This window comes from Microbispora triticiradicis (genome assembly GCF_005864065.1).
Taxonomy (GTDB): Bacteria; Actinomycetota; Actinomycetes; order Streptosporangiales; family Streptosporangiaceae; genus Microbispora; species Microbispora triticiradicis.
In genome coordinates this window covers 106,224-131,410 of sequence record NZ_VANP01000010.1, presented here as the reverse complement: position 1 = coordinate 131,410, position 25,187 = coordinate 106,224, and the positions used below count along the sequence as shown (strand labels likewise).

At 70.8% G+C, this 25,187-nt stretch carries 21 protein-coding genes and 1 pseudogene; 20 read left to right on the top strand and 2 right to left on the bottom strand.

Features of this window, described 5'->3' with window-relative positions; genetic code table 11:
• Positions 1-10 precede the first annotated feature (10 nt).
• The 3 genes from FED44_RS24700 (at position 11) to FED44_RS24690 (ending at position 3,764) form a co-directional block, all read left to right on the top strand.
• Positions 11-901, top strand: coding sequence for a polysaccharide deacetylase family protein (locus FED44_RS24700; RefSeq protein ID WP_138462213.1), 891 nt, complete (start codon positions 11-13; stop codon positions 899-901).
• Between the two features lie 92 nt (positions 902-993).
• On the top strand, positions 994-2,109 hold the full coding sequence (locus FED44_RS24695; protein WP_244302232.1) for a glycosyltransferase family 2 protein: 1,116 nt from the start codon (positions 994-996) through the stop codon (positions 2,107-2,109).
• Complete coding sequence (locus tag FED44_RS24690; protein ID WP_117408977.1) at positions 2,106-3,764, top strand: glycosyltransferase family 2 protein; 1,659 nt, start codon at positions 2,106-2,108, stop codon at positions 3,762-3,764. Before FED44_RS24695 ends, FED44_RS24690 begins: the two co-directional genes overlap by 4 nt.
• Before the next feature lie 156 nt (positions 3,765-3,920).
• On the opposite strand, the gene FED44_RS24685 is transcribed toward FED44_RS24690, so the two are convergent.
• Complete coding sequence (locus tag FED44_RS24685; protein ID WP_244302230.1) at positions 3,921-5,540, bottom strand: glycosyltransferase family 2 protein; 1,620 nt, start codon at positions 5,538-5,540, stop codon at positions 3,921-3,923.
• A gap of 186 nt (positions 5,541-5,726) precedes the next feature.
• Here FED44_RS24685 and thrC point away from each other — a divergent pair, with 186 nt between their 5' ends.
• The 3 genes from thrC (at position 5,727) to rho (ending at position 10,197) form a co-directional block, all read left to right on the top strand.
• Positions 5,727-6,785, top strand: coding sequence for a threonine synthase (gene thrC, locus FED44_RS24680; RefSeq protein WP_111700011.1), 1,059 nt, complete (start codon positions 5,727-5,729; stop codon positions 6,783-6,785).
• A 38-nt stretch (positions 6,786-6,823) separates the two neighbouring features.
• A complete protein-coding gene (gene thrB / locus FED44_RS24675) occupies positions 6,824-7,750 on the top strand; it encodes a homoserine kinase (RefSeq protein ID WP_111700012.1) in 927 nt (308 codons plus the stop codon).
• A 413-nt stretch (positions 7,751-8,163) separates the two neighbouring features.
• Entirely contained in the window at positions 8,164-10,197 is a 2,034-nt protein-coding gene (rho, locus tag FED44_RS24670; protein WP_138462212.1) for a transcription termination factor Rho, read from the top strand.
• 187 nt (positions 10,198-10,384) lie between these two features.
• Here the strand turns inward: rho and FED44_RS24665 are convergent, their stop codons facing one another.
• Positions 10,385-11,482, bottom strand: coding sequence for a hypothetical protein (locus FED44_RS24665; protein ID WP_138462211.1), 1,098 nt, complete (start codon positions 11,480-11,482; stop codon positions 10,385-10,387).
• A gap of 316 nt (positions 11,483-11,798) precedes the next feature.
• Between FED44_RS24665 and rpmE the strand changes: the two genes are divergently transcribed.
• The 14 genes and pseudogenes from rpmE to atpA all read left to right on the top strand — a co-directional run bounded on the left by rpmE (position 11,799) and on the right by atpA (position 25,184).
• Positions 11,799-12,017 (top strand): 50S ribosomal protein L31, encoded by a 219-nt coding sequence (gene rpmE, locus FED44_RS24660; protein ID WP_117409077.1) that lies wholly within the window; start codon positions 11,799-11,801, stop codon positions 12,015-12,017.
• 106 nt (positions 12,018-12,123) lie between these two features.
• A complete protein-coding gene (gene prfA, locus FED44_RS24655; RefSeq protein ID WP_117409076.1) occupies positions 12,124-13,170 on the top strand; it encodes a peptide chain release factor 1 in 1,047 nt (348 codons plus the stop codon).
• A gap of 173 nt (positions 13,171-13,343) precedes the next feature.
• Entirely contained in the window at positions 13,344-14,198 is an 855-nt protein-coding gene (gene prmC, locus FED44_RS24650; RefSeq protein WP_117409075.1) for a peptide chain release factor N(5)-glutamine methyltransferase, read from the top strand.
• Between the two features lie 78 nt (positions 14,199-14,276).
• Entirely contained in the window at positions 14,277-14,924 is a 648-nt protein-coding gene (locus tag FED44_RS24645; protein ID WP_117409074.1) for an L-threonylcarbamoyladenylate synthase, read from the top strand.
• Between the two features lie 144 nt (positions 14,925-15,068).
• Positions 15,069-17,744, top strand: a complete 2,676-nt coding sequence (locus tag FED44_RS24640) for a hypothetical protein (RefSeq protein ID WP_167521582.1) — start codon at positions 15,069-15,071, stop codon at positions 17,742-17,744.
• A gap of 142 nt (positions 17,745-17,886) precedes the next feature.
• A complete protein-coding gene (locus FED44_RS24635) occupies positions 17,887-18,276 on the top strand; it encodes a hypothetical protein (RefSeq protein WP_117409072.1) in 390 nt (129 codons plus the stop codon).
• Positions 18,277-18,632: 356 nt separating this feature from the next.
• A pseudogene (locus FED44_RS24630) lies at positions 18,633-19,766 on the top strand (MraY family glycosyltransferase); the annotation flags it as partial.
• A 434-nt stretch (positions 19,767-20,200) separates the two neighbouring features.
• On the top strand, positions 20,201-20,623 hold the full coding sequence (locus FED44_RS24625) for a hypothetical protein (protein WP_117409071.1): 423 nt from the start codon (positions 20,201-20,203) through the stop codon (positions 20,621-20,623).
• Between the two features lie 36 nt (positions 20,624-20,659).
• Positions 20,660-20,902, top strand: a complete 243-nt coding sequence (locus FED44_RS24620) for a hypothetical protein (protein ID WP_244302229.1) — start codon at positions 20,660-20,662, stop codon at positions 20,900-20,902.
• Positions 20,903-21,033: 131 nt separating this feature from the next.
• On the top strand, positions 21,034-21,825 hold the full coding sequence (gene atpB / locus FED44_RS24615; RefSeq protein WP_117409070.1) for a F0F1 ATP synthase subunit A: 792 nt from the start codon (positions 21,034-21,036) through the stop codon (positions 21,823-21,825).
• 82 nt (positions 21,826-21,907) lie between these two features.
• Complete coding sequence (atpE, locus tag FED44_RS24610) at positions 21,908-22,129, top strand: ATP synthase F0 subunit C (RefSeq protein WP_117409069.1); 222 nt, start codon at positions 21,908-21,910, stop codon at positions 22,127-22,129.
• Positions 22,130-22,158: 29 nt separating this feature from the next.
• The gene (locus FED44_RS24605; RefSeq protein ID WP_117409068.1) at positions 22,159-22,704 is read left to right on the top strand and encodes a F0F1 ATP synthase subunit B; all 546 of its coding nucleotides are present in this window, start codon (positions 22,159-22,161) and stop codon (positions 22,702-22,704) included.
• Positions 22,704-23,513: a F0F1 ATP synthase subunit delta gene (locus tag FED44_RS24600; protein WP_117409067.1), complete on the top strand. Its 810-nt coding sequence runs from the start codon at positions 22,704-22,706 to the stop codon at positions 23,511-23,513. The genes FED44_RS24605 and FED44_RS24600 overlap by 1 nt, the downstream gene beginning before the upstream one ends.
• A gap of 24 nt (positions 23,514-23,537) precedes the next feature.
• Entirely contained in the window at positions 23,538-25,184 is a 1,647-nt protein-coding gene (gene atpA, locus FED44_RS24595) for a F0F1 ATP synthase subunit alpha (RefSeq protein ID WP_117409066.1), read from the top strand.
• Positions 25,185-25,187: the final 3 nt, after the last annotated feature.

Below are 25,187 nucleotides of genomic sequence, written 5' to 3'. Positions count from 1 at the left end.
GCGACTTACGGTGAAGAGACTCGTACCGGTCTGTCTCGTCGCCGCGGCGTCGGTCGCGGGGCTTCAGCAGGCCCCCGCCGGGGCGGCCGGCGTTCCCTCCTCGGGGCAGGCGGCCGCGCACGCCGCCCGGCAGGCGGCCGCCCCCGCTCACGGCACGCGGAAGGCGGCCAGGAGCGCGGTGCCCATCGTGGCGCTCACGTTCGACGACGGGACGGCCGACCACCTGGCCGTGGCGAAGATGCTGAGCAAACGCGGCCTGAAGGGCACCTTCTACGTCAACAGCGCGCGCCTCGGCACCTCCGGCAGATACCTGAGTGTGGGGGCGCTGCGTGCCATCGCGCGGGCAGGGCACGAGATCGGCGGCCACACCCTCCGTCATCCGCACCTGTCGGACGAGTCCGAGGCCGTGCAGCAGAGCGAGATCTGCGATGACAGGCGGGCGCTGCTGAAGCTGGGCTTCGCCCCCCGCTCGTTCGCCTATCCCTTCGGCGACTACGACGAGATCACCAAGCAGCTCGCCATGCGGTGCGGCTACACCACCGCACGCGGCATCAACGGCCTGTACCGGCCCGACAGCTGCCAATCGTGCCCGATCGCCGAGAAGCTGCCGCCGGTGGACCTCGCCGCCGTGCGTGCCACGAGCCAGACCCGCCTGCCGCGTACGGCCCGCACGCTGGAGAGCTTCGTCACCCGGGCGCAGCAGGAGGGCGGCCGCGGCCTGGTCACCTTCGTCTTCCACGAGATCAAGAACAACCCGAGGGACCAGTACGCGACCTCGCCGAAGGAGTTCGCCGCCTTCGTCGACTGGGTGGCACGGCAGCGGAAGGCCGGGAAGATCCAGGTGAGGGCGCTGGGTGACCTCGTCGGAGGAAAGGTCTGGCCGGTCCCCGACGACATGTGAGAGACGGTCCGAGTACTCAAAGCCACAGGTTCTTACCAGCTTCTGATGATATAAGTCCACAAACCTCGTAAAGAGACGAGCGGGAGGGACACGTGACGGTCGCGACGGAGATGTGCTCGCCGTACGGCTTCACCCGCAGTCCCACCCAGGAGCCCGCCACGCTGTCCTGGAGCGGTGGCGGCTGGATGGTGGGAGATCGCCCGCTGCCCGGCCCGCCGCGGCCCGCCGACGTCGAGGAACTGCGGCCGCTGCGCGGGCTGACGGTGGAGTGGCCCGCGCAGCCCGTCGCCGCGGCCCTGGAGCCGGTGATCGCGCTCGCCGCCGCGGGAGTGCCGCTGACCTGCCCGGACCCGCCCGCCTGGGTGCGCGAGGCCGATCCGGTCCTCGCCGGGCTCGCCGCGGCTTGGACGCCCGAGCCCGGGGACGGCACCCCGGCGTCGGTCGCCGACCTGCGCCGGGAGGAGCACAGCGTGCGCCTGCGCAGGCACGCGCTGCGCGCCGGGGGAGTGGCCGTGAGCCCGGCGCCGGTCACCGTCGTCATGGCCACGCGGCGGCCCCAGTACGTCGGCGACGCGCTGCGGCAGATGGCCCGCCAGCGCGGGGTGGACTTCGAGGTGGTCGTCGCGCTGCACGGCTTCCCCGCGGCGCGGGTGCGGTCCTCGATCGAGGAGTTCCCCCGCCCCGTCACCGTGGTCGAGGCCGCCGAGGAGACGCCGCTCGGAACGGTCCTCAACGAGGCCGCCGCGCGGGCGTCCACCGGCATCGTCGCCAAATGGGACGACGACGACTGGTACGGCCCCGAGCACCTGTCGGACCTGCTGCTGGCCATGACCTACTCGGGCGCCGACCTGGTCGGGACCGCTCCCGAGTTCTTCTACCTCCAGCCTCTGGACGTCACGATCCGCCGCACCGACTACAGCAGCGAGGTGTGGACCGACCACGTCGCGGGAGGCACGATCCTGCTCGGCCGCGCCCTGCTGGAGGAGGTCGGCGGCTTCGGTCCGCAGGACCGGGGAGAGGACGCCCACCTGCGGCGCTCCGTCGAGGAGGCGGGCGGGCGGATCTACCGCACGCACGGCCTCGGCTACGTCCTGCGGCGGTCCCTCAGCGCCGACCACACCTGGAACCTTCCCCTTGCCCACTTCCTGCGAGTCGCGACGAACCAATGGCGCGGCTTTCGCCCGAGTCTGCTGCTGGACACGCCATGACGCCACGTATCAGGGGAAACGACTACACCGTGCTGGAGCCGCCCGCGCTCGGATCGGCGTGGACGCCGAGCCTGCGGGCGAGCGTCGTCATCCCGGCGTACGGCGCCCAGGAGAAGCTCGACCTCACGCTCGCCGGGCTGGCCGCGCAGACGTACCCGGCCGACCTGCTCGAAGTGATCGTCGTCGACAACGGCAGCGACCCGCCGCTGCGCCTCCCGGAGATCCGGCCGCGCGGCACGCGGCTGCTGGTGTGCCAGGCGCCGGGCCGGGCCAGGGCGCGCAACGCCGGCCTGGCCGCCGCGACGGGGGACGTCATCCACTGGATGGACTCCGACGTGGTGCCGGAGCGTGAGGAGGTGGAGGCCCACATGCGCTGGCACCACCTCGCGCCGTACCTGTCGGTCACCTCCTATCTGCGTTTCAGCACCGCGGCGCTGCCCGCTCCCGAGGAGGTCGCGGGCACGGACGATCTGGCCAAGCTGTTCGAGCCCGCCGAGCCGCACGCCTGGATCGAGGACCTGGTCGCGCGGTCGCAGGGGCTGACCCGCTCGCCACGGCCGTTCAGCATCCACATCGGCGGTGCGTCGTCGGCGAACGTCAGGCTGTTCGAGCGGGCCGGGGCGATGGACCCCGAGATGATCCTCGGCCAGGACACCGAGATGGGCTACCGGCTGGCGCAGGCGGGGGCGGTCTTCATCCCGGACCCCCAGGCCAGGGCGTACCACCTCGGGCCGTCCATGCGCATGCGCGACAGCGAGCGGATCAACCGGGTCAGCCACGCCCTGGTGACCGACCGCGTCCCCGGCTACCGGTGGCTGCGCACCCATCCCTCCCGGCAGTGGAAGGTCCCGCAGGTCGAGGTCGTCGTCGACGCGACGGCGGGATCGTACGACGAGGTCCGGGCGACCGTGGACGGCGTGCTGGCCGGCACCGTGACCGACCTCGCCGTGGTCATGACCGGACCATGGGACGAACTCGCGCCCGAGCAGCGCGCGCCGCTCAAGGATCCGCGCCTGGATCTGGTGCTGCTGCGCGCGCACTACGCGCACGAGGGCCGCGTACGGCTCGCCACGACGCCGCCCGACACCACCTCGCCGTACCGCCTGCGCGTCCCGCCCGGCTGGTCGCCGGGAGAGGACACCCTGGGCCGGCTGCTCGAAGTGCTGCGCGGGCGGGAGCGCGGGCTGGTCAGCGTGCTCCTGGCCGAGGACGCGGAGGGGATCGTCGCCGCCCGCCTGGAGCGCACCGAGGCCTTCGCCCGCGCCGCTCTGATCGCGACCGAGGGAGAGGACGCCGACGACCTCGTGGACGAGATGTTCGGCACCTACTGGGTCGACGGTGAGAGCTTCGGCTTCAGCGCCTTCGGAGAGGCCGCGCCGTACCTGAACCCCCGTGCGGCCTACCGGGCCAGGGTGTCGGCGCAGGCCGAGGTCGAGCGACTCAACAAGGAGGTCGAGCGGCTGCGCGGTCAGGTCGCCAAGTGGCGCGAGGAGGCGGGGCGGTGGCGCAAGTCGGCCGTCGAGTTCCGCCGGGAGATCGGCGCCCTGCGCAAGCAGATCTCGGCGCTGCGCCGCGCCCAGGGCCAGAGCCAGGGCCAGGGCCTGCGCGGCATCGCCCGGGGCCTGAGCCGGCCCTTCACCTTCAAGAAGTCCTGACCGCGGCCCCCACCGCGCTGACCGCCGCCCACTGATCCGCCTCCTGGACCGCCGCCCGCTGAACCGCCGTGCGCCGGGCCGCCGCGCCCGCTTGGCTGCCGCCCGCTGAACCGCCGCCCGCCGGAACGGGGCAGGACGCGCGGTGGCCAGGAGAGGTCAGGAGCGGCGGAACAGACCGCGGCGCGGCCGCGGCGCCCGGTCCTCCGGCCGCGCCGCGCCGTTCCCGCCCGGGCCGTCGCTCCCGCCCGGCGTGCCGTTCCCCGCCCGCGCCGCCACGGCGGGTTGCGCGGACTGCGTGGACTGTGTGGATTGCGTGGGCTGGGCGGGCTGCGCGGATCGGGCGGCTGGTCGCGCGGCCGGTTCGCGGCCGGTCGTCGAGGCCTCGTCGAACTCGCCCGGCGCGGCGTGCCGTACGCCGTGGGTCTGCGCGATCACGTCGGCGATCGCCTCTCCGGGCGCGGCGAGGAGGCGGGCGCGGGCCGCGGCCTCGGTGCGCTCCAGCGTGGCCGTACGGCCGCCGGGCGCCTCCAGCACCAGCAGGCCGATGCGTTCCTCCAGCATCGCCTTGACCGCACGCTCCAGCAGCGCCGGGGCGGGCGGCGCGTCGATCGGCGCGGTGTAGCGGAAGGGAACGGGCGCGGCCGTCGGCGCCGCGCTCTCGGCGAACCGCACCCGCGCGTCGTGCCCGAACGCCGCCCGCACCAGGGCGAGGTCGAACGCCTCCGTCCCCGGCGCCCACCTGCGGCCCCCGTCGAGCAGCGTCCAGGGGCCGGTCAGGGTAACCGCGACGTCCGTGAGCGTGCCGCGCAGCACGGCGTCGACCGCCGCGACGATCCGCGGCTCGTCCGCCCCGGTCACGTCGAAGACGACCTCGACGTACGGCACGCGCCACCGCCGGCCGGGCTCCTTGCGCAGATCGCGGCGGAGCGGCACCCGGTGCGCCAGGTGAACCTCGACCAGCCGGACGATCGCCCTGCCGTGCTCGCCGCGCTGCGCGGGCAGGCCGAGGTGGACGGCACGGGCCTCCGGGTCGGGGACGAAGACGGCCCCCGCCTGGGCGAGCCGGTAGGCGAACTCGGTGTCCTGGCCGCGCACGACCTCGGGATCGAAGCCCCGGACCTCGTCCAGCAGGGCCCGCCGCAGGGAGACCGTCGGCCCGGTGCAGACCTGGTAGGGGTTCTTGCTGGCCCGCAGGCCGTCGAGGCGGCGGATGGTCTCCTCGGTCGAACTGGACACCAGCGCGGACGGGTCGAACAGGTCCTCCGGCGAGCCGTGCCGTACGGCGTCGTGGACCCGGCCGGGTGTGAGCGCCGGCTCCTCGGCGAACCTCTTGCCGCCGATGGTGACGAGGTAGTCGGTGAGGTGGTGCCAGCGGAACAGCGCCTCCAGGTGCTCGCGCGAGATCACCATGTCGGCGTCGAGACGCTGCACGATCTCCCCCTCGGCCGCCGCGATGCCGGCGTTCATCGCGTGCCCGGCGCCCCACCCGCCGTCCGGCACGGAGACGATCCTGGTGTTCTCGGGCCGCAGTTCGGGCAGGCGCAGCGGGGGATCGCTGCGGTCGTCCACCACGATCACCTCGGTGAGGTGCGCGGGATAGGTCTGCGCGGCCAGCGCGGCCAGCGTCAGATCGAGGCGGTGCTGCCCGCCGTGCGCGGGGATCACGACACTCGCGCCGAGCGTGGGGCTCCAACCGCCGAGGGGCGGCGGCGTGAGCGGAGAGTAGTCGTTGTGGCGAATCCTCGGCCGGGGCTCGACGCCCGTCAGGTGGGCCACTCCTCATCCTTCACAGCGATGGTCAAAGGGCTCGCCCACACTAGCGAAAGCCACTGACGGTTCCCTAAGGTGACGCCCAATATGTCCAGTCGGTGGACAACGGAGTCCGCACGTCAAACGGTTGGCCGTAGACTCGGTGACCGATACCCCTGGTGACACGCGTACACACGCGTGGGAGGAGCAACCATGTTCAGGGCTTGGCGTGGCCTTATCGAGGAGTACCGCGACCGTCTGCCGGTCTCCGCGACGACGCCCGTGGTGACCCTGCTCGAAGGCGGTACGCCGCTCGTCCCCGCCAGGCGGGTGTCCGAGATCACGGGATGTGACGTCCATCTGAAGGTCGAGGGGCTCAACCCCACCGGCAGCTTCAAGGACCGCGGCATGACCCTCGCGATCAGCAAGGCCGTCGAGGAGGGCGCCCAGGCGGTCATCTGCGCCTCGACCGGCAACACCAGCGCCTCGGCCGCCGCGTACGCCGTACGGGCCGGGCTGACCTGCGCCGTCCTCGTCCCGCGCGGGAAGATCGCGATGGGCAAGCTGGCCCAGGCGCTGGTCCACGGCGCGAAGCTGCTCCAGGTGGAGGGCTCCTTCGACGACTGTCTGGAGATGACCAGGAAGCTCGCGGAGACCTACCCCATCGCGCTGGTCAACTCCGTCAACCCGCACCGCCTGCAGGGGCAGAAGACGGCGGCCTTCGAGATCGTCGACGCGCTCGGCGACGCGCCGGACGTCCACTGCATCCCGGTCGGCAACGCCGGCAACATCTCGGCGTACTGGATGGGCTACAAGGAGTACGCCGAGGACGGCGTGGCCACCAAGCGGCCCCGCATGCTGGGCTTCCAGGCCAGCGGCGCGGCGCCGATCGTCGGCGGCTCGCCGGTCACCCACCCACAGACGATCGCCACGGCGATCAGGATCGGCAACCCCGCCTCGTGGCGGCTCGCCGAGGCCGCCCGCGACGAGTCCGGGGGCGACATCCAGGCCGTGACCGACCGCCAGATCGCCGCGGCGTACAAGCTGCTCGCGCAGGAGGAGGGCGTCTTCGTCGAGCTCGCCTCGGCCGCGAGCGTCGCCGGCCTGCTGCAGGCCCACGAGCAGGGCCTGCTCACGCCGGGACAGCGGGTCGTGTGCACCGTGACCGGCAACGGCCTGAAGGACCCGGACTGGGCCATCTCCGGCGCTCCCGCTCCGGTGACGATCCCGACCGACGCCTACGCGGCCGCGGCGGCGCTGGGACTCGCCTGACCCGCCCTCTGACACTCAGCACATCTCCAGGTGACGAATTGACCGACAGTCACGGCGTCGTCGTACGCGTGCCCGCGACGAGCGCCAACCTCGGCCCGGGCTTCGACAGCCTCGGCCTCGCCCTCGACCTGTACGACGAGGTTGAGGCGGCGATCTCCGATTCGCCCGGCGTGCGGATCGCGGTGGAGGGTCAGGGCGCCGGTGAACTCGACGACGGCGAGGGCCATCTCGTCGTCAGGACCATGCGCGCGACCTTCGACCGCATGGGGTTCGCCCAGCCCGGCGGCATCGAACTGCGGTGCCGCAACCGGATTCCGCACGCGCGGGGGCTCGGCTCGTCGTCCGCCGCGATCTGCGCGGGCATCCTCGCCGCCCGCGCCCTCGCGCGGCGGCGCGGCGCGGAAGATTTTCCGGATGCTGACGTGTTCGCGCTGGCCACCGAGCTGGAAGGGCATCCCGACAACGTGGCGCCCTGTCTGGCGGGCGGGCTCACCATCGCCTGGACCGACCAGTCGGGGGTGGCGAGTATGGTGAAACTGACTCCGCACGAGGACGTCCGGCCGGTGGCGTTGATCCCGGATTTCCGGTTGTCCACGGAGGAGGCACGGGGGCTGCTGCCGAAGGACGTACCGCACTCGGACGCGGCGGCCAACGCGGGGCGGGCGGCTCTGCTCGTCGCGGCGCTCACGGAGAGACCGGAACCCGGCCTCCTGCTCGCCGCCACCGAGGATCGCCTGCACCAGAGGTACCGAGCGCCGGCGATGCCACGCACCGCCGACCTGGTGCGACGGCTCCGTACGGCGGGGGTGCCCGCCGTCGTCTCGGGGGCAGGTCCGACGGTGCTCGCGTTGACGACAACGGATGCCAAGGATTTGATCGCGGCAGAAGTGGGTAATGACTGGCACATCCAGCCAATGAACGTCGACCCGTCTGGTGCGTTCGTTCGGTTTCCCGAGACACGCTGATACTTCTTCGACCTTCAGGGAATAGCTGTGCGCGCTGGTGATGTTAGGCTGATAGCCGCACCAGGTGCCCCCGTGTTGGGTGCGTGCTTGTCATTCGCACATCGCTGCACTTCGTCTCGCGTCCCGCGACGCGGGCAAGGCGATTTCCCCGAAACCGTTTCTTCCAGTCGGCACACCCTCGGGTGGCATGACCGGAGGCGGCGCGCTCGGAGACATGCGCGTTCGAACCACCAAGACATCTGGTCGGTGGCGGCAATCCGGGGGATCGCCCCCGGGCACCTACCGCTCGCGAATCCCGAGGGTCGCCGACACATGAGATTCGCGAAGCCCGACCCGGTCTGTCCCGCCGGGTCGCATCACCGGGACGCCTGGACGCACGATTCTGGCGCCCGACCCCTGGGAAGGACCCTTAGTTGAGCGACACCACCGAACTCCTCTCCGACGGCCAGGCCGCCGGCGACACCCCCACATCCGCCCCGGCCCGTCCGCGACGTCGCTCCGGCACGGGCCTGGCAGGCATGGTGCTCCCCGAGCTTCAGGCCCTGGCGACCAGCCTCGGCATCACGGGGACCGGACGGATGCGCAAGAGCCAGCTCATCGCGGCCATCCAGGAGAAGCAGGGCGGAGCGGGAGAGGCCGCGGCCGAGCCGAAGGCCGCCGCGGAGGCGGCGCCCGCCGTCGCGGAGCGCCCCACCCGTACCCGCAGGGAACGTTCCCGCTCGGCCGCGCCCGCGACGGCGCCCGCCGAGCCCGTGGCCGCCGCCGAGCCGGTCGTCGCGCCGCGCGACGAGCGCCCCGCGATCGAGCACGCGCCCGCCGTGGTCGCCGAGTCCGCGCAGAACGGATCCGCCGCCGTCGTCTCCACCGAGCCGCAGGCCGAGTCCGCGCCGTCCGAGGTGCGGGGCGAGCGCCCCGAGCGCGGCGAGCGCCGGGAGCGCCGCACGCGCGGCGAGCGCAGCCGGGAGCGTGGCGAGCGCGGGGACCGCGACGGCCGCGAGAGCCGCGAGAGCCGTGGTGACCAGCGCGGCGACCAGCGTGGTGACCAGCGCGTCGCCGACGGCGGCGACGGCCCGGGCCGCCGCGACCAGCAGAGCCGTGGTGACAGCCGTGGTGACAGCCGTGGCGACAGTCGTGGTGACAGTCGTGGTGACAGTCGTGGTGACAGCCGCCAGGACAGCCGTCAGGACAACCGCTCCGACGGCAAGGGCGACCAGGGCGAGGACGGCCGCGGGCGTCGTGGCCGCTTCCGCGAGCGTGGCCGCCGCGGGCGCGACCGCTTCGAGGGTAACGAGCCGGTGATCAGCGACGACGACGTCCTGATCCCGATCGCCGGAATCCTCGACATCCTCGACAACTACGCCTTCGTGCGCACCAGCGGCTACCTGCCCGGTGCGAACGACGTGTACGTCTCGCTCGCGCAGATCCGCCGCAACGGCCTGCGCAAGGGCGACGTCGTCACCGGCGCCGTCCGGCAGCCGAGGGACGGCGAGCGGCGTGAGAAGTTCAACGCGCTCGTCCGCCTCGACACCGTCAACGGCATGGACCCGGAGCAGGCCCGCCAGCGGCCCGACTTCAACAAGCTCACGCCGCTGTACCCGCAGGAGCGGCTGCGCCTGGAGACCGAGCCGAACATCCTGACCACCCGGATCATCGACCTCGTGTCGCCGATCGGCAAGGGTCAGCGCGGACTCATCGTGTCGCCGCCCAAGGCCGGCAAGACGATGGTGCTCCAGGCGATCGCCAACGCGATCACCCGCAACAACCCGGAGTGCCACCTGATGGTCGTCCTCGTGGACGAGCGTCCGGAAGAGGTCACCGACATGCAGCGGTCGGTCAAGGGCGAGGTCATCCACTCGACCTTCGACCGCCCGGCCGAGGACCACACCACCGTCGCGGAACTCGCCATCGAGCGGGCCAAGCGGCTGGTGGAGCTCGGGCACGACGTCGTCGTCCTGCTCGACTCCATCACCCGTCTCGGACGCGCCTACAACCTCGCGGCGCCCGCGAGCGGCCGGATCCTGTCCGGTGGTGTCGACTCGACCGCGCTCTACCCGCCGAAGCGGTTCTTCGGCGCCGCCCGCAACATCGAGAACGGCGGCTCGCTGACGATCCTCGCCACGGCCCTCGTCGAGACCGGGTCCAAGATGGACGAGGTCATCTTCGAGGAGTTCAAGGGCACCGGCAACGCGGAGCTCAAGCTCAACCGCTCCCTGGCCGACAAGCGGATCTTCCCCGCGGTCGACGTGGACGCCTCCGGCACCCGCAAGGAGGAGATCCTGATGGGCAAGGAGGAGCTGGCCATCGTCTGGAAGCTCCGCCGCGTCCTCCACGCCCTCGACATGCAGCAGGCGCTGGAGCTCCTTCTGGAGAAGATGAAGGAGACCAAGTCCAACGCGGAGTTCCTGCTCCAGGTGCAGAAGACCACGGTCAGCAACGACCGCGACTGACACCAGGACGTCACTCGCCGACGCCCCGGACGGCTCGCCCGTCCGGGGCGTCCGCGTCTACGGGTACGGCGTCCGCGCCCGGAGACGCGGGAAGGCCCGCACGGACTGGTCCGCGCGGGCCTTCGGCGATCTGTGCTGCTGTACGGCCGGCGCCAGGGGTTGATGGGGCGAGCCGTACAGCCAGGGGCTACTTCACGTCGACGAACTTGATGTTCGACAGGGAGCCGTAGGTCAGGCTGGTCGCGGCGGCAGTGGTCCGCCAGTAGCCGTCGTACTTCGGCTTGACGCTCTTGGTGTACTTACCGGTGGAGGTCGCGCCGACGTAGCCGACGAACTTCCACTTCTTGGTGCCCTTCTTCTTGAAGTAGAGCTTCAGGATCTTCTTGCTCCACGCCTTCGAGCCGCGGTAGACCTTGCCGTAGAGCTTGGTCGCCTTGCCCTTCTTCACCTTGCTGGGGGAGGCGTACAGGGTGATCTTGGACTTGGCCTTCGAGCTGCCGCTCTTCCTCACCTCGAAGGCCTTGGTGAAGGAGTACTTCTTGGTGGCCCGGCTGATGCTGATCCGCAGCTGCCAGCTGCCCGTCGACGTGCTGTAGTCCATCGACGTGGAGTCGTGGTAGGAGTCGTCCGCCTCGAGGCCCGTGGTCAGCGAGTAGTAGTCGTCCGAGTCCTTCGACTCCAGCCGGACGTCGGTGATCTTCTCGTCGCCGAACTTCTCCAGGTGGAAGGCCGCGTAGACGTCGACCTCCTTGCCCGACTTCAGATACACCGGGTCCGGGTCCACGTTCGCGCTGGTCACCCGCGTCGCGGCCTTGACCTCGAAGGTCTCCGTCCTGCTGACCGGACTGGCACTGCCTTCGGGGTCGACCGTCACCTTCAGGGTCCACTTGCCCGTGGCGGTGGTCGGCTTGTCGCTGGAGGAGACCGGGATGCTGCCCTTGACGTCCACAGAGCTCGCCGGCGTCGGAGCCGGAGTCGTGTTGGCCAGGTCGCTCAGGGCGGTCACCGACGCGGCGTGCCCCGCGCTGGTGGTCGCCTCCCCCTCCTTCCAGAACTCGGCCTTGATGTCCGGGGCCTTGGAACCCACGTAGGGGTCGTTGACCTTGACGACGAACGGAATCGAGTCACTGCCGGTGGGCGGGATGAAGCTCACCGTGGTGTCAATCTTGATGTCTGCGACCGCCGCAGCGGCGTACGCGGGGGTGACTGTCGTGATGGCCGCTCCTGCGGCGAGGACAGCGGCCCCCGTTGCGGTCGCCAAGGCGAGCCGCAAGCCCTTCCTCATGGTTACCCCTTACATTAGTAAAATTGAGGGAAAAGTCGGGTTTGGACACGGGAGCCTAGTGGTACGGATGTGGCTCGTCCACACAGGTGTCAACCCCGGTCCTGTTTCACGGCGTTTCTGTCGGACCGGCGGCGCCGCCCTGGAGCCCTCCTGCGCGTGGGAATAGCGCATGGCCTGGGATGGTTGGAGGATCTGGCACACTGGTAGCCGACCGCAGCGGTACCGGTTCCCGCGCAGCGCATCGTGGTGTGCCCGATGCGCGCAGCCCCGACAGGCAGAGCGACCCGGCGACCGCACCTAGCGTTAGGACTGAGACATGAAGGCCGACATCCACCCGGAGTACGTGGTCACCCAGGTGACCTGCAGCTGCGGGAACTCCTTCACCACCCGTAGCACCGCCAAGAACGGCGTCATCCACGCCGACGTCTGCTCCGCCTGCCACCCCTTCTACACGGGCAAGCAGAAGATCCTCGACACCGGTGGCCGGGTGGCGCGCTTCGAGGCGCGCTTCGGCAAGAAGGCCCAGGGCAAGTAGCTCCTCCAACACGCCGGCTCGGGGCGCCCTCTGTTCGGGGGCGTCACCGGGTCGGCGTTCTTGGTGATTGCGGCCTTTACCGAGGACTGAGCGTAAGGAGCGTGCGGTGAACCTCGACGAGATCATGAGCGAGTACGCGGACCTCGAACTGCGGCTCGCCGACCCCGCCGTGCACGCCGACCAGAGCAAGGCGAGGACGTACGGCAAGCGGTACTCGCAGCTCACGCCGATCGTCACGACGTACCGGGAGCTCGAAGGCGTACGGGAGGATCTCGCGGCGGCGCGCGAACTGGCGGCGGAGGATCCGGCGTTCGCGGACGAGGCGGCCGAGCTGGAGGGCCGCATCCCGGTGCTGGAGGAGAAGCTCACCCATCTCCTCGTCCCGCGCGACCCGAACGACGACAAGGACGTCATCATGGAGATCAAGGCGGGTGAGGGCGGCCAGGAGTCCGCCCTGTTCGCCGGAGACCTCCTGAGGATGTACCTGCGGTACGCCGAGCGGGCCGGCTACAAGACCGAGGTCATCGACGCCCAGCACTCCGACCTCGGCGGCTACAAGGACGTCACCGTCGCCATCAAGGGGCGGGAGGGCGTCTGGTCGCGGCTGAAGTTCGAGGGCGGCGTGCACCGCGTCCAGCGCGTGCCGGTGACCGAGTCGCAGGGCCGCATCCACACGTCCGCCGCGGGCGTGCTGGTGTATCCCGAGGCCGAGGACGTCGACGTCCAGATCGACCCGAACGACCTGCGGATCGACGTCTTCCGCTCCAGCGGGCCCGGCGGGCAGAGCGTCAACACCACCGACTCGGCCGTGCGGATCACGCACCTGCCGACCGGCGTGGTCGTGTCCTGCCAGAACGAGAAGAGCCAGCTCCAGAACAAGGAGTCGGCCCTGCGCATCCTGCGCGCGCGGTTGCTCGCGATGGCGCAGGAGGAGGCCGACGCCGCGGCGATGGCCGAGCGCAAGTCACAGGTGCGCACCGTCGACCGCTCCGAGCGGGTCCGCACCTACAACTTCCCCGAGAACCGCATCTCCGACCACCGTGTGGGCTTCAAGGCCTACAACCTGGACCAAGTCCTGGACGGCGATCTCGACGCGGTGATACAGGCATTGCTCGACGCCGAACTCGCGGAGAAGCTGGCCGCCCGTACGTGAGACGGCGGCGGGCGAGGTAGCGGCGGGGGGACGATGGGAGACCGTGGAGGACCTGGGAGATGATGCGTGAGACCCGGAGACTCGGCGACCCCGCCGCGCGCCACCCCGCCGGCCCGTGCTCCGCGGACCGGCGACCGCCACGCCCAGCCGCGAACCCCGTGCCGTAAGAGACCATGACCTTCCTGCTCGACGAAATCGCCCTCGCCACCGCCCGGCTCGCCGAGGCGGGAGTGCCGTCACCGCGAACGGACGCCGAGGAGATCGCGGCCTTCGTCCACGGCGTGCCGCGCGGCATGCTGCACACGGTGAAGGACGCCGACTTCGACGCGCGCTTCTGGGAGGGGGTCGCCCGGCGCGAGGCGCGCGAGCCGCTGCAGCACATCACCGGGCGGGCCTACTTCCGCTATCTGTCCCTGGAGGTCGGCCCGGGGGTCTTCGTGCCCCGCCCGGAGACCGAGGTCGTCGCGGGCTGGGCGATCGACCGGCTCCAGGAGATGGACGTCGCCTCCCCGGTCGTGGTCGACCTCGGCACCGGCTCGGGGGCGATCGCGCTATCGATCGCGCAGGAGGTCGCGCTGGCGCAGGTGCACGCCGTCGAGATCGACCCCGTGGCGTACGGCTGGGCCAAGCGCAACGTCCTCGAACACGGTCAGGGACGCACGACGCTGCACCCCGAGGACCTCACCGACTGCCTGCCCGAGCTGAACGGCCAGGTGGACCTGGTCGTCTCCAACCCTCCGTACATTCCGCCGGGAGCGGTTCCCCGGGACCCCGAGGTGCGCGACTACGATCCCTCCCGGGCGTTGTACGGGTCGGGCGAGGACGGGCTGGACGAGGTCAGGGCCGTCGAGCGTACGGCCCGCAGGCTGCTGCGGCCGGGCGGGTTCGTCGTGGTCGAGCACGCGGACCTCCAGGGCAACGCGGTGTACTGGCTGTTCTCGGAGGAGAAGGGCTGGCGCGACGTCCGGTTGCGGCAGGACCTGACCGGCCGGGACCGGTTCGTCACCGCGCGGCTGACCCAGGACTGATTCAGGACTGATTTCGGATCGGCACGGCGAGCCGGTCACGACGGCGGCGCCGGGCGAAAGACGTGGAAGGATGGCTTCGTGAGCCGACGGTATGACTGCGCGAACCCGGCCGAGCGGACCGGTGGCCTGACCGACGCCGCCTCTGCCGTGCGCAAGGGCGAACTCGTGGTGCTTCCCACCGACACGGTCTACGGGATCGGCGCCGACGCCTTCACCGCCTCCGCGGTCAACGCGCTGCTGGAGGCGAAGGGGCGGGGCAGGGACATGCCCGTCCCCGTTCTCGTGGGCACCGTGCGGGCCGCCAACGCGCTCGTGGAGAGCCTCGGGACGTACGGGCAGGACCTGGTGGACACCTTCTGGCCCGGGCCGCTCACGCTCATTTTGAGGGCCAACCGGTCGCTGTCGTGGGACCTCGGCGACACCAAGGGAACGGTCGCCGTCCGCATGCCGCTCCACCCGGTCGCGCTGGACCTCCTCAAGGAGACCGGTCCGATGGCGGTCTCCAGCGCCAACCGGTCCGGCAACCCGCCCGCCACGACGGTGGACCAGGCCCAGGAGCAGCTCGGAGAGTTGGTGACCGTCTACCTGGACGGCGGCCCCTGCGGCGACGACGTCCCCTCCACGATCCTCGACCTGACCACCGCCGTGCCCCGGGTGCTGCGCAAGGGCGCGATCCCCGTGGACAAGATCCGGAACGTGGTCGGGTATCTCGCGACGGAGGAGTGACCGCGCTCCGGGCCTGCGTCTCACATTCTGAGACGCTGTCACGGCCCCGAGCAGGATGATCGATGCCGTCTGGCTATCGGTCTTCTCTACTGAAGTCACCCCGGCTACCGTGAAGTGCGCCGATATCTCTGTGGAGGCGCGCCCATGGCCAAGCTTGACGGGATGGATCCGAAGCTCGTCCGTGAGCTGTTGTCGCAAGTTCAGCACGCAGCGAATCAGATGGGCACCATCGAGGCCCGCGTCACCCAGCTGACGCGCAACGCGGGCGTGTCCGTGCACGTGACGCACCGGCCGTCGCAGGTCGCAGACGCCTGCACCACGATGGTCAAGGACGTCACCGGCCGGCTTGAACTGCTGGAGAAGAAGGAGAAGCAGAGCACCGGCAAGGCGCCCACGGTCAACGGCGCCACCTACACGCAGGAGAAGGACATCACGGCGCCGGCGGACGACCCGGCGCCGAAGTCCGATTCGCACGGAGACAAGGCCGATCACAAGGCTGACCAGAAGGCTGATTCCAAGGCCGACCACAAGCCCGCTCCGAAGCACGGGACGGCGGGGGGCGGGGCGGAGAGCACGGCCACGCAGCCCGGGGACAGGCAGGTCCACGACAAGGAGCAATCCGTCCGCAACTCGCCCGCCGGCCACGGCTCGGGCGACTCGGGCGCGGCGGGGCGGGGCGAGAGCTCCCACCAGGTGCACAGCGCGTCCGACGGAGCGCCTCGCTCCGCCACGGACGGCGGCGGCTCGGCCGGGGCGAAGCACGCGGAGAAGACCCACGGCACGGCGACGGGCGAGCTTCCGCAGATGCGGCCCGCACAGGACGCGGCCCAGATCACCCATCCCGTCCAGCCCGTCGACGTCTCCGACACAGGCGATTCCGGCCCCGGGCAGACCCAGGGCCAGGGCCATGGGCAGGCCACTTCGGAGGGGTCGAGGCCGGCGGGTGGGCAGCAGCCCGGCGTCCGCGACGACTCGCAGATCATCGACACTCCGGGCATCGACCATCCGGATGACATCGACCAGAGGGCCGGCCGGCAGGAGATGACGGTCGACGGGACCAGGGTCGTCGCCACTCCCTTGAACCAGCCCGACGCGGGGAGCGCGACAACCCACGCCCAGCAGACGGCGAACGGGAGTGGTCCGCACCCGAACGGGGCGCCCGGGTACGTCAACCCGCTCGAACCGAGCAACCAGACGGCGGACCAGCCCTCCCACACCGGGCTCGCGCCCGGGGATCCCGACGGCGACTACGTCGGCACGCCTGCCGACAACGCCACGGAGGATCCGTACGCGGCGGGCACCGCGACCTCCGTCCCCGGAACTCCCGACAGCCACGGCACGGCGACGACCCACACCGCGAGCACGGGCCAGACGGCGAACCAGGCCCCTCACACCGGGCTCGCGCCCGGGGATCCCGACGGCGACTACGTCGGCACGCCCGCCGACAACGCCACGGAGGATCCGTACGCGGCGGGCACCGCGACCTCTGTTCCGGGGACTCCCGACAGCCACGGCACGGCGACGACCCACACCGCGAGCACGGGCCAGACGACCACGTACAACTCCGCCACCAGCTACACCGACAGCGGCAGTGGCGCGACACACGGCACGACGACGGCCAGTCTCGAGATGAACAGGGCGGACAACGGTCCGGCGGGCACCGGTACCGCGACCGGCACGGCCGGTGGCACGGGCACGGGCTCCGGCGGCCTGGCCGATCATTCGGGCACGGGCACCGCGACCGGCACGGCCGGTGGCACGGGCACGGGCTCCGGCGGCCTGGCCGATCACCCGGGCACGGGCAGCGGTCACACAGGCACGGGCAGCGGTCACACCGGCGGAGGCACCGGGAACGGCACGACGGCCAGCGTCGCGATGGACGGAGTGGAGAGAGGTCACACCGGGACTGGCAGCGGTCACAGCGGTGCCGCGAACGGCACGGCCACCGGCACACTGAAGGATCACCCGAACGGCACGGCCACGGGCGGCCTGGCCGATCACCCGGGCACGGGGAACGGCACGGCGCAATCTCCCAAGCAGGTGGACATCACCCACCTCGACGATTCCGCCGGAACCTCGCACACGCCCTCCGGCATGTCCTGCACCTGTGGCGCGGCGCCTGGAGGCGCCATCGGTGGGCCGGGCTGCACCTGCGGCGCGATGCACGCCGGGCACGGTGGGACAGGTGGGCACGGTGGGACAGGTGGGCACGGTGCGGCGGGCTGGCCCGGCGGGGGTCAGGGAGAGACAGGTGATTGCGGCCCGGCGGACGGATACGGAACGCACGGCGCGGGTGGTCATGGCGCGGGTGGTCACGGCGCGAATGGTCATGGCGCGAGTGGTAACGGAGCCGGCGGCCACGGTACGCACGGAGCGGATGGCCATGGCACGGCTGGTGGCCACGGAGCGGGGAACGGCCAGGGAGCGGGTGGTCAGGGCGCGGGGAACGGCCAGGGATGGGGTGGCCACGGAGCGACCGGGGGTGACGGCACCGGGTCCGGCGTGACGGGAGCGGACCGGGACGGCGCGGCTGGGCGGACCGGGGACGGCGACGGCTACTCGTGGCCCGATCCGCGTGCGGTCGCCGCCACGCAGCCGGGGGACGTGCTCACCTATCCGGCCCGTCACATGCACGACGACGCGGCGCTGCAGATGCTGGCGGACCATCACCGCGACATCGCTCCCCACGACATGCCGGACGTCAGAGTTCCCGAGGGGGAGTGGGGCGAGGGCGACTGGGCGGCGAGGAAGATCCAGCCCGACGGGCCTCCGGGACGCGTCGAGGCCGTCGACCCCGGTCCGCCGACCCCGGAGAACTGACCGTGCGAGCACGAACGACGCTGTCGCCGGGCGTGGGGACCGCGGCCTGGTCCCCCGCCGGGCGCCGTATCGGGCACCGTGCCGCAGGGCACGCGATCACCATCGCCGGCGTTCCCGCCGGCCCCGCACAGGAGGCGCGATCGTGAGCTACGCCGACCCCCCGGCGCCGACCCCGCTGCAGCCCGGCGAGACCCCGCCGGCGCCGTCGAGCACCGACCTGCTCTCGCCCGGCGGGCAGCCGACGCACTGGGTGTTCAACCCGGAGTACCAGAAGCTCGTGGACCTGTGGATGCACGTGCTCCCGCTGCTGGACCAGCTCACCAAGTCCCTCGACAAGCCGTACGAGATGGCGCGCAGCAGGGACGTCTGGGACGCGCCCGTCGCCGGCCGGTACGTCCAGGACGTCGCCGAGTGGCGCAGCAGGCTCGGCATGTACCGCCAGGCGGTGCTCACGGCGATCAGCGACCAGGCGGCGGACACGCCGCGCTGGATCCCCGGCAAGACAAGCGCGCCGCACGCGTTCACGTCCTGACACCTGAGGGTGCCTCCGAGGCACCTGCCGGCACCCGCCGGCACCTGTCACGCCGCCGGTGGCCCGCCGGCCGCCGCACCGGCCGTACGCCGGCACCTGACCGTGCCCTCCCGGATCGGGCCCTCCGGGAGGGACTTCGGCGTCTCCCGCGCGGCGCCGAGGGCGTGGGCGCGGCCGGAATGGAGGAGATCGGGTCTCTCGTCGTCCGGGCCATCCGGCAGCCGGGTGCGATACCGTCAGTTCTCGAACGGGTAAAGGGGCTGACCGCGGAGCATCCGGCATATCCCCTCTAGGGATAGGGCGATCTGTGTCTTTTGCCCGTCACAACTGATCCGCCTATCCAGGAAACTAGGTCCGTGCGGGAATATCTCCTCTTGGCACTCGTGGCGGCAGCGGTGACGTATCTGCTCGTGCCGCCGGTCCGGGTGTTCGCGCTGCGCATCGGCGCCGCACCCGAGGTGCGGGAGCGGGACGTGCACAAGGTGCCCACCCCGCGGCTGGGCGGCCTGGCGATGTTCGGCGGGATGGTGGCGGCGCTGCTGGTGGCGGCCAACCTCCCGTACGTCGGTGGCGCGTTCGGCAGCGGCCAGACGGGCCGCACGGTGCTCGCCCTCCTGGCGGCGGGCGGCCTGATCGTCGTCACCGGGTTCCTGGACGACTGGCTCGGCATGGACGCGCTGGTCAAGTTCGGCGGGCAGATCGCGGCGGGCGGGCTGCTCGTCTACTTCGACATGTATCTCCAGTGGCTCCCGCTGCCGCAGTTCATGGGCGGGTCGCAGGCACTCGACACGACCCTGCGCACCATCCTCACGATCATGATCGTGGTCGTCGTGATCAACGCGGTGAACTTCGTCGACGGCCTCGACGGCCTGGCGGCGGGCATCGTCGGGATCGCCGCCGCGGCGACCTTCGCCTACTCGATCGTGCTCCAGCAGACCGCGAGCGGTTCGCGCATCAACGGGACGGCCGCCATCGCGGCGATCCTCATCGGGATGTGCGCCGGCTTCCTGCCGCACAACTTCCACCCCGCCAAGATCTTCATGGGTGACACCGGGGCCATGCTGATCGGCCTGCTGCTGGCCACCTCGATGATCACGATCCTTTCCTCGGTCGAACCGGACGCGATCGTCGGCAAGATCAACAAGTTCCCGGTGATCCTGCCGCTCGTGCTGCCGATCGCGGTCGTGGTGCTGCCTCTCGCCGACCTGATAATGGCGGTCGTCCGCCGTACGTCGGCCGGGCTCTCGCCGTTCGCCCCCGACCGCGGCCACCTGCACCACCGGATGCTCGACATCGGCCACTCCCACCGGCGCAGCGTTCTGATCATGTACGCGTGGACGTTCCTGTTCGCCTTCACGATCGTCGGCCTGTCGATCGTCGGCGTGGGGGTCGTCGTGTTCCCGCTGACGATCGTGTTCGCGGTGGCGGTGCTGGTCATCATGGGCCTGCCGCGGTGGCGGTCGCGCCGCACCCTGGCGCGCGACCAGAAGACCGGCGCCCTCGCGGCCGGCGGCGTAGCCTCCTCCCGCCCCTCGCGCCCCACGACCACCGAGCACGACACGCTCGTCTTCCCCGTCGTCCCCCCGCCGGCGCCGCCCCTGACTTCCGGGCGGCACGCGCCCGGCGCGCCCGGGCAGACCCCGCCCGTCGTGCCGGGGCAGGTCGCGCCCGGCAGGCTTCCCGCGAACGGCCGGAATCCCTACCCCGGACAGGGCCCCACTGGTGCCGGAGCCATCCCGCCCACGACCTCCCGTACGGACGCGGAAACCTTCCGCTGACCACCGACCGGCGCGCCCGCACCAGCAGAAACGCCAGGTAAAGGTGGCACTCCGAGGCTTGTGATAGCTTTCACTAGCAAGGGGTGAGGCACACGACGCCCCGGCAGGTAGCAATCGCTCGTTTGACAACCGATCCTGGAGTTCCGATGCAGGCCAACGACGTGCGCGTGCTCAAGGGCGCCGCCGTGCCGACCTTGATCGTCGGTCTCGTCGCCGTCCTCGTCGCGGCGATCGCGACCGGTGCGAAGGGTGCTCTGGGCGCCGGCATCGGTCTCGTCATCGTCGCCGTCTTCTTCACCGTCGGCCTGGCCGTCGTCTCCTGGGCCGGCCGGGTCTCGCCCATGGCGATGATGGCGGCAGCCGTGGTGGGCTACGTCGTCAAGGTCCTCGTGATCATGGTGATCCTGCGTGCCTTCGACGGGACGACCGCGTTCGACTCCCGGGTGCTCGCGCTGAGCGTCATCGCCTGCACGCTCGCGTGGACCATCGGTGAGATGCGCGGATTCATGAAGCTCAAGATGCTCTACGTCGAGCCGGACGCCGAGGTCCCCGGGCGGGGACGCGGATGACCATGCGTACGGGGCAGCCCGATATGACTAGTCCGCATGGCTCCTGCTATCGTCGTGCCCGCGATGAGCGAACAGGAGCGCAGGCCCGAGACCGACGGCCGCGACTTCGCCGACGCCGCCTGGTCGGTCCCGAGCTATCTGATGTCCGGGATCCTGTTGTGGGGCGGCATCGGCTGGTTGCTGAGCTGGTGGACCGGCGTGCACGCGTTCATCCCCATAGGCGTCATTCTCGGAGTCGGGCTGGCTGCCTACCTCATCTATCTGAAGTACGGCCGCTGACAGCCGGCCCGCTTTCCACGCTCTTCTGTTGATCAATCGTTGAAGGGAACGCCCGTGCGCGAGCGTAGCGAACGGACGAACAAGCACATGCTTCGGGCATTCAGCCCCGAGCGGGTAGGCGAGGTGACAAGGTGACCCCCCTCGTTCTCGTCGCCGAGGACGCGTTCACGGCACCGGGACCGTCGATCTTCGACTTCCCGCCCCTTTACGAAGGCGCGCCTTACTGGCTGACCAAGCCCGTGATCTTCGCCGTCGTCGGAGCCCTCCTGGTGTCCGCCCTGGCGTGGAGTGCTTTCGCCAACCCGAAGCTGGTGCCCCGGGGCATGCAGAACATCGGTGAGATGGGCTACCAGTTCGTCCGCGACCAGGTCGCCCGACCGTTCCTGGGCAAGGACGCCGAGCGGTGGATGCCGCTGCTGCTCAGCCTGTTCTTCCTGATCCTGCTGTGGAACTTCTTCGGCGTCATCCCGCTGATCCAGATCCCGATCGCCTCGCACATCGCGTTCCCGATCGTCTTCGCGGCCACCATCTACATTCTCAAGATCTACCTGGGCATCAAGCACCAGGGCTTCGGCGGCTACTTCAAGAACATGATGTTCCCGCCCGGACTGCCGAAGGCGATCTACGTCCTGCTGGCGCCGATCGAGTTCCTGTCGAACCTGATCATCGCGCCGTTCACGCACGCCGTCCGGCTCTTCGCGAACATGTTCGCCGGTCACCTGATCCTGGCCTTCTTCAGCGCCGTCGGGTTCTGGTTCCTGTTCGAGAAGCTCACCCCGCTCGGCTCGGGCCTCGGCGTCGTGGGTGTCGTCATGACGATCGCGATGACCGGCTTCGAGATGTTCATCCAGTTCCTGCAGGCGTTCCTGTTCACGCTGCTCGCCGCCATGTACATCGGCGGCTCCCTGCACGCGGACCACTGACGGACACCTGAGACCCGCCCCTGACGTAGACCAGACCGGTGAGTGAGGCACTCACCGGCCGACCAGTAAAGGAAGAACAGCAATGAGCGTTCTCGCTGAAGTCTCCGGCAACCTCGGCGCGATCGGTTACGGCCTCGCCGCCATCGGCCCCGGCATCGGCGTGGGCATCATCTTCGGTCAGGGCGTGCAGGCCATCGCCCGCCAGCCCGAGGCGTACGGCCTGATCCGCCAGAACATGCTGCTCGGCTTCGTTCTCACCGAGGCGCTGGCCCTCATCGGCCTGGTCGCGCCCTTCATCTACTGACGTACCCACTCTGACGGAAGGCTGCACCCATGATCTCGGCAGCTAACACCCTCGCGGCGGAGGCGAACAGCCCGCTGATGCCGCACGTCTACGAGCTGGTCGTCGGCAGCTTCGCCTTCCTCGTCGTCTTCCTCGTCGTCGGAAAGATCCTCACCCCGCGTATCCAGAAAACGCTGGCCGAGCGGACCGAGGTGATCGAGGGCGGCATCAAGAAGGCCGAGGACGCCCAGGCCGAAGCCCAGCGGACCCTGGAGCAGTACCGGGCCCAGCTCGCGGAGGCCCGCCAGGAGGCGGCCCGCCTTCGCGAGGAGGCCCGGGAGCAGGGCGCCCAGATCAAGGCCGAGCTCCGCGACGAGGCCCAGGCCGAGGCGCGGCGCATCATCGAGACCGCCCACGCGCAGATCGAGGCCGACCGCCAGCAGGCGCTGACCCAGCTGCGCGGTGAGATCGGGCGCCTGTCCACCGAGCTGGCGAGCCGGATCGTCGGCGAGTCGCTGGAGGACGAGGCCCGCCAGCGCCGCGTCGTCGACCGGTTCCTCGAGGAGCTCGAGGCGCGTCCGGAGGCGGTCCGCTGATGCGCGGCCTCAGCAGGACCGCCCTTGCGGAGGTCGAGGAGCGGTTCAACACCGCCGCCGCGGCCGCCGACCTCGGCGCCCTCGCCGAGGAGCTGTTCGCCGTCGCCGACCTGTTCGACCGTGAGCACGGGCTGCGGCGAGGGCTTTCGGACGCTTCGCGCCCGGCGGGGCAGAAGGAGAGCGTGCTGCGCTCCCTGCTGCAGGGCAAGGTCGGCGACGCCACGCTGGAGATCGCGGTCGCCGCGGTCGGCGCCAGGTGGTCCAGGGCCGGCGACCTGCCGGACGCCCTGGAGCGCGTCGGCGTGATGTCCGCCGCCGCCGAGGCCGAGTCGGAGCGCCGCCTCGACGACGTCGAGGACGAGCTGTTCCGCTTCGGCCGCATCCTCGCCGCCAACCCGCAGTTGCGCCGCGCGCTCAGCGACCCGGCCATCCCGGCCGAGCGCAAGAGCGGCCTGCTCGGCACGCTGCTCGGCGGAAAGGCCGCGCCCTCCACCGTACGGCTCGTCACGCAGGCGGTTGTGCACCCGCGAGGACGTAGCCTGGAGACGGCACTGGAGGAGTTCGGCTGGATCGTCGCGCGGGCGCGCGAGCGCCTCGTCGGCGTGGTCCGCAGCGCGGTGCCGCTCACGCAGCAGCAGAAGCAGCGGCTCGCGGCCTGGCTGCGAGCCACCTATGGGCGAGACGTCCACCTGAACGTCGAGGTGGACCCGAAGGTGCTCGGTGGGTTCTCCGTGAGGGTCGGAGACGACTACATCGACACCACGATCGCCGGACGTATCGAAGAAGTCCGCCGCCGGTTGGCCGGCTGAGGCGAATAGGGAGACAAGAAAGAGATGGCGGAGCTTACGATCCGGCCGGACGAGATCCGGGACGCCCTTGAGCGCTTCGTCCAGGCGTACGAGCCGGAAGGCGCAGCGCGCGAGGAGATCGGGACCGTCGTCGACGCCGGCGACGGCATCGCCCATGTCTCCGGTCTGCCCTCGGCGATGGCGAACGAGCTGCTGGAGTTCGAGAACGGCACCCGCGGCCTGGCGCTGAACCTCGACGTGCGCGAGATCGGCGCGGTCGTCCTGGGCGACTTCAGCGGCATCGAGGAGGGCCAGCAGGTCCGCCGCACCGGCGAGGTCCTGTCGGTGCCGGTCGGCGACGACTTCCTCGGCCGGGTGGTCGACCCCCTGGGCAACCCGCTCGACGGCAAGGGCGCGATCCAGGCCGAGGCGCGCCGCGCCCTGGAGCTGCAGGCCCCCTCGGTCGTCCAGCGTCAGCCGGTGAAGGAGCCGCTGCAGACCGGCCTCAAGGCGATCGACGCCATGACGCCGATCGGCCGCGGCCAGCGTCAGCTGATCATCGGCGACCGCGGCACCGGCAAGACCGCGATCGCGGTCGACACCATCCTCAACCAGAAGGAGAACTGGCTCTCCGGCGACCCGAGCCGCCAGGTTCGCTGCATCTACGTCGCCGTCGGCCAGAAGGGCTCCACGATCGCCCAGGTCCGCGGTCGTCTGGAGGAGGCGGGCGCGATGGAGTACACCACCATCGTCGCCGCTCCCGCGTCCGACCCGGCGGGCTACAAGTACATCGCCCCGTACACCGGTTCGGCCATCGGCCAGCACTGGATGTACCAGGGCAAGCACGTGCTGATCGTCTTCGACGACCTGACCAAGCAGGCCGACGCCTACCGCGCCGTGTCGCTGCTGCTCCGCCGTCCGCCGGGCCGTGAGGCGTTCCCCGGCGACGTCTTCTACCTCCACTCGCGTCTGCTGGAGCGCTGCGCCAAGCTCTCGGCCGACATGGGCGGCGGTTCGATGACCGGCCTGCCGATCATCGAGACCAAGGGCAACGACGTGTCGGCGTTCATCCCGACCAACGTCATCTCCATCACCGACGGCCAGTGCTTCCTGGAGACCGACCTGTTCAACGCCGGTGTCCGCCCGGCGATCAACGTCGGTGTCTCGGTCTCCCGAGTCGGCGGCTCCGCCCAGGTCAAGGCCATGCGCAAGGTGGCCGGCACGCTCCGTCTGTCGCTGTCCCAGTACCGCGACCTGGAGGCCTTCGCGGCCTTCGCGTCCGACCTCGACGCCGCCTCCCGCGCCCAGCTGGAGCGTGGTGCCCGCCTGGTCGAGCTGCTCAAGCAGCCGCAGTACAGCCCGTTCCCGGTCGAGAAGCAGGTCGTCTCGGTCTGGGCCGGCACCACCGGCGAGCTCGACGACGTGCCGATCGAGGACATCCGCCGCTTCGAGGCCGAGTTCCTCGACTACCTCGGGTCCACCCAGAAGGGCGTCTTCGACAGCATCCGGGAGACCCGGGAGCTGGCGGACGACACGGTGACCGCTCTCAAGGACGCCATCACGGAGTTCAAGAAGGGCTTCACCACCTCCAGCGGTGAGCTGCTCGTCAGGGACGAGCCGGTGGAGGCGCTGGACGCCAGCCAGGTCGGCCAGGAGAAGGTCGTCAGGCACGTCCGCAAGGCCGAGGCGTAACCC

Excerpts from the sequence above, each read along its gene's own strand:
- atpE (WP_117409069.1), top strand. The coding sequence starts at position 21,908 with ATGAGCGTTCTCGCTGAAGTCTCCGGCAACCTCGGCGCGATCGGTTAC.
- atpA (WP_117409066.1), top strand. The coding sequence starts at position 23,538 with ATGGCGGAGCTTACGATCCGGCCGGACGAGATCCGGGACGCCCTTGAG.
- thrC (WP_111700011.1), top strand. The coding sequence starts at position 5,727 with ATGTTCAGGGCTTGGCGTGGCCTTATCGAGGAGTACCGCGACCGTCTG.
- rpmE (WP_117409077.1), top strand. The coding sequence starts at position 11,799 with ATGAAGGCCGACATCCACCCGGAGTACGTGGTCACCCAGGTGACCTGC.
- FED44_RS24605 (WP_117409068.1), top strand. The coding sequence starts at position 22,159 with ATGATCTCGGCAGCTAACACCCTCGCGGCGGAGGCGAACAGCCCGCTG.
- FED44_RS24640 (WP_167521582.1), top strand. The coding sequence starts at position 15,069 with ATGGCCAAGCTTGACGGGATGGATCCGAAGCTCGTCCGTGAGCTGTTG.
- FED44_RS24690 (WP_117408977.1), top strand. The coding sequence starts at position 2,106 with ATGACGCCACGTATCAGGGGAAACGACTACACCGTGCTGGAGCCGCCC.
- prmC (WP_117409075.1), top strand. The coding sequence starts at position 13,344 with ATGACCTTCCTGCTCGACGAAATCGCCCTCGCCACCGCCCGGCTCGCC.
- FED44_RS24620 (WP_244302229.1), top strand. The coding sequence starts at position 20,660 with ATGGCTCCTGCTATCGTCGTGCCCGCGATGAGCGAACAGGAGCGCAGG.
- FED44_RS24600 (WP_117409067.1), top strand. The coding sequence starts at position 22,704 with ATGCGCGGCCTCAGCAGGACCGCCCTTGCGGAGGTCGAGGAGCGGTTC.
- FED44_RS24665 (WP_138462211.1), bottom strand. The coding sequence starts at position 11,482 with ATGAGGAAGGGCTTGCGGCTCGCCTTGGCGACCGCAACGGGGGCCGCT.
- FED44_RS24625 (WP_117409071.1), top strand. The coding sequence starts at position 20,201 with ATGCAGGCCAACGACGTGCGCGTGCTCAAGGGCGCCGCCGTGCCGACC.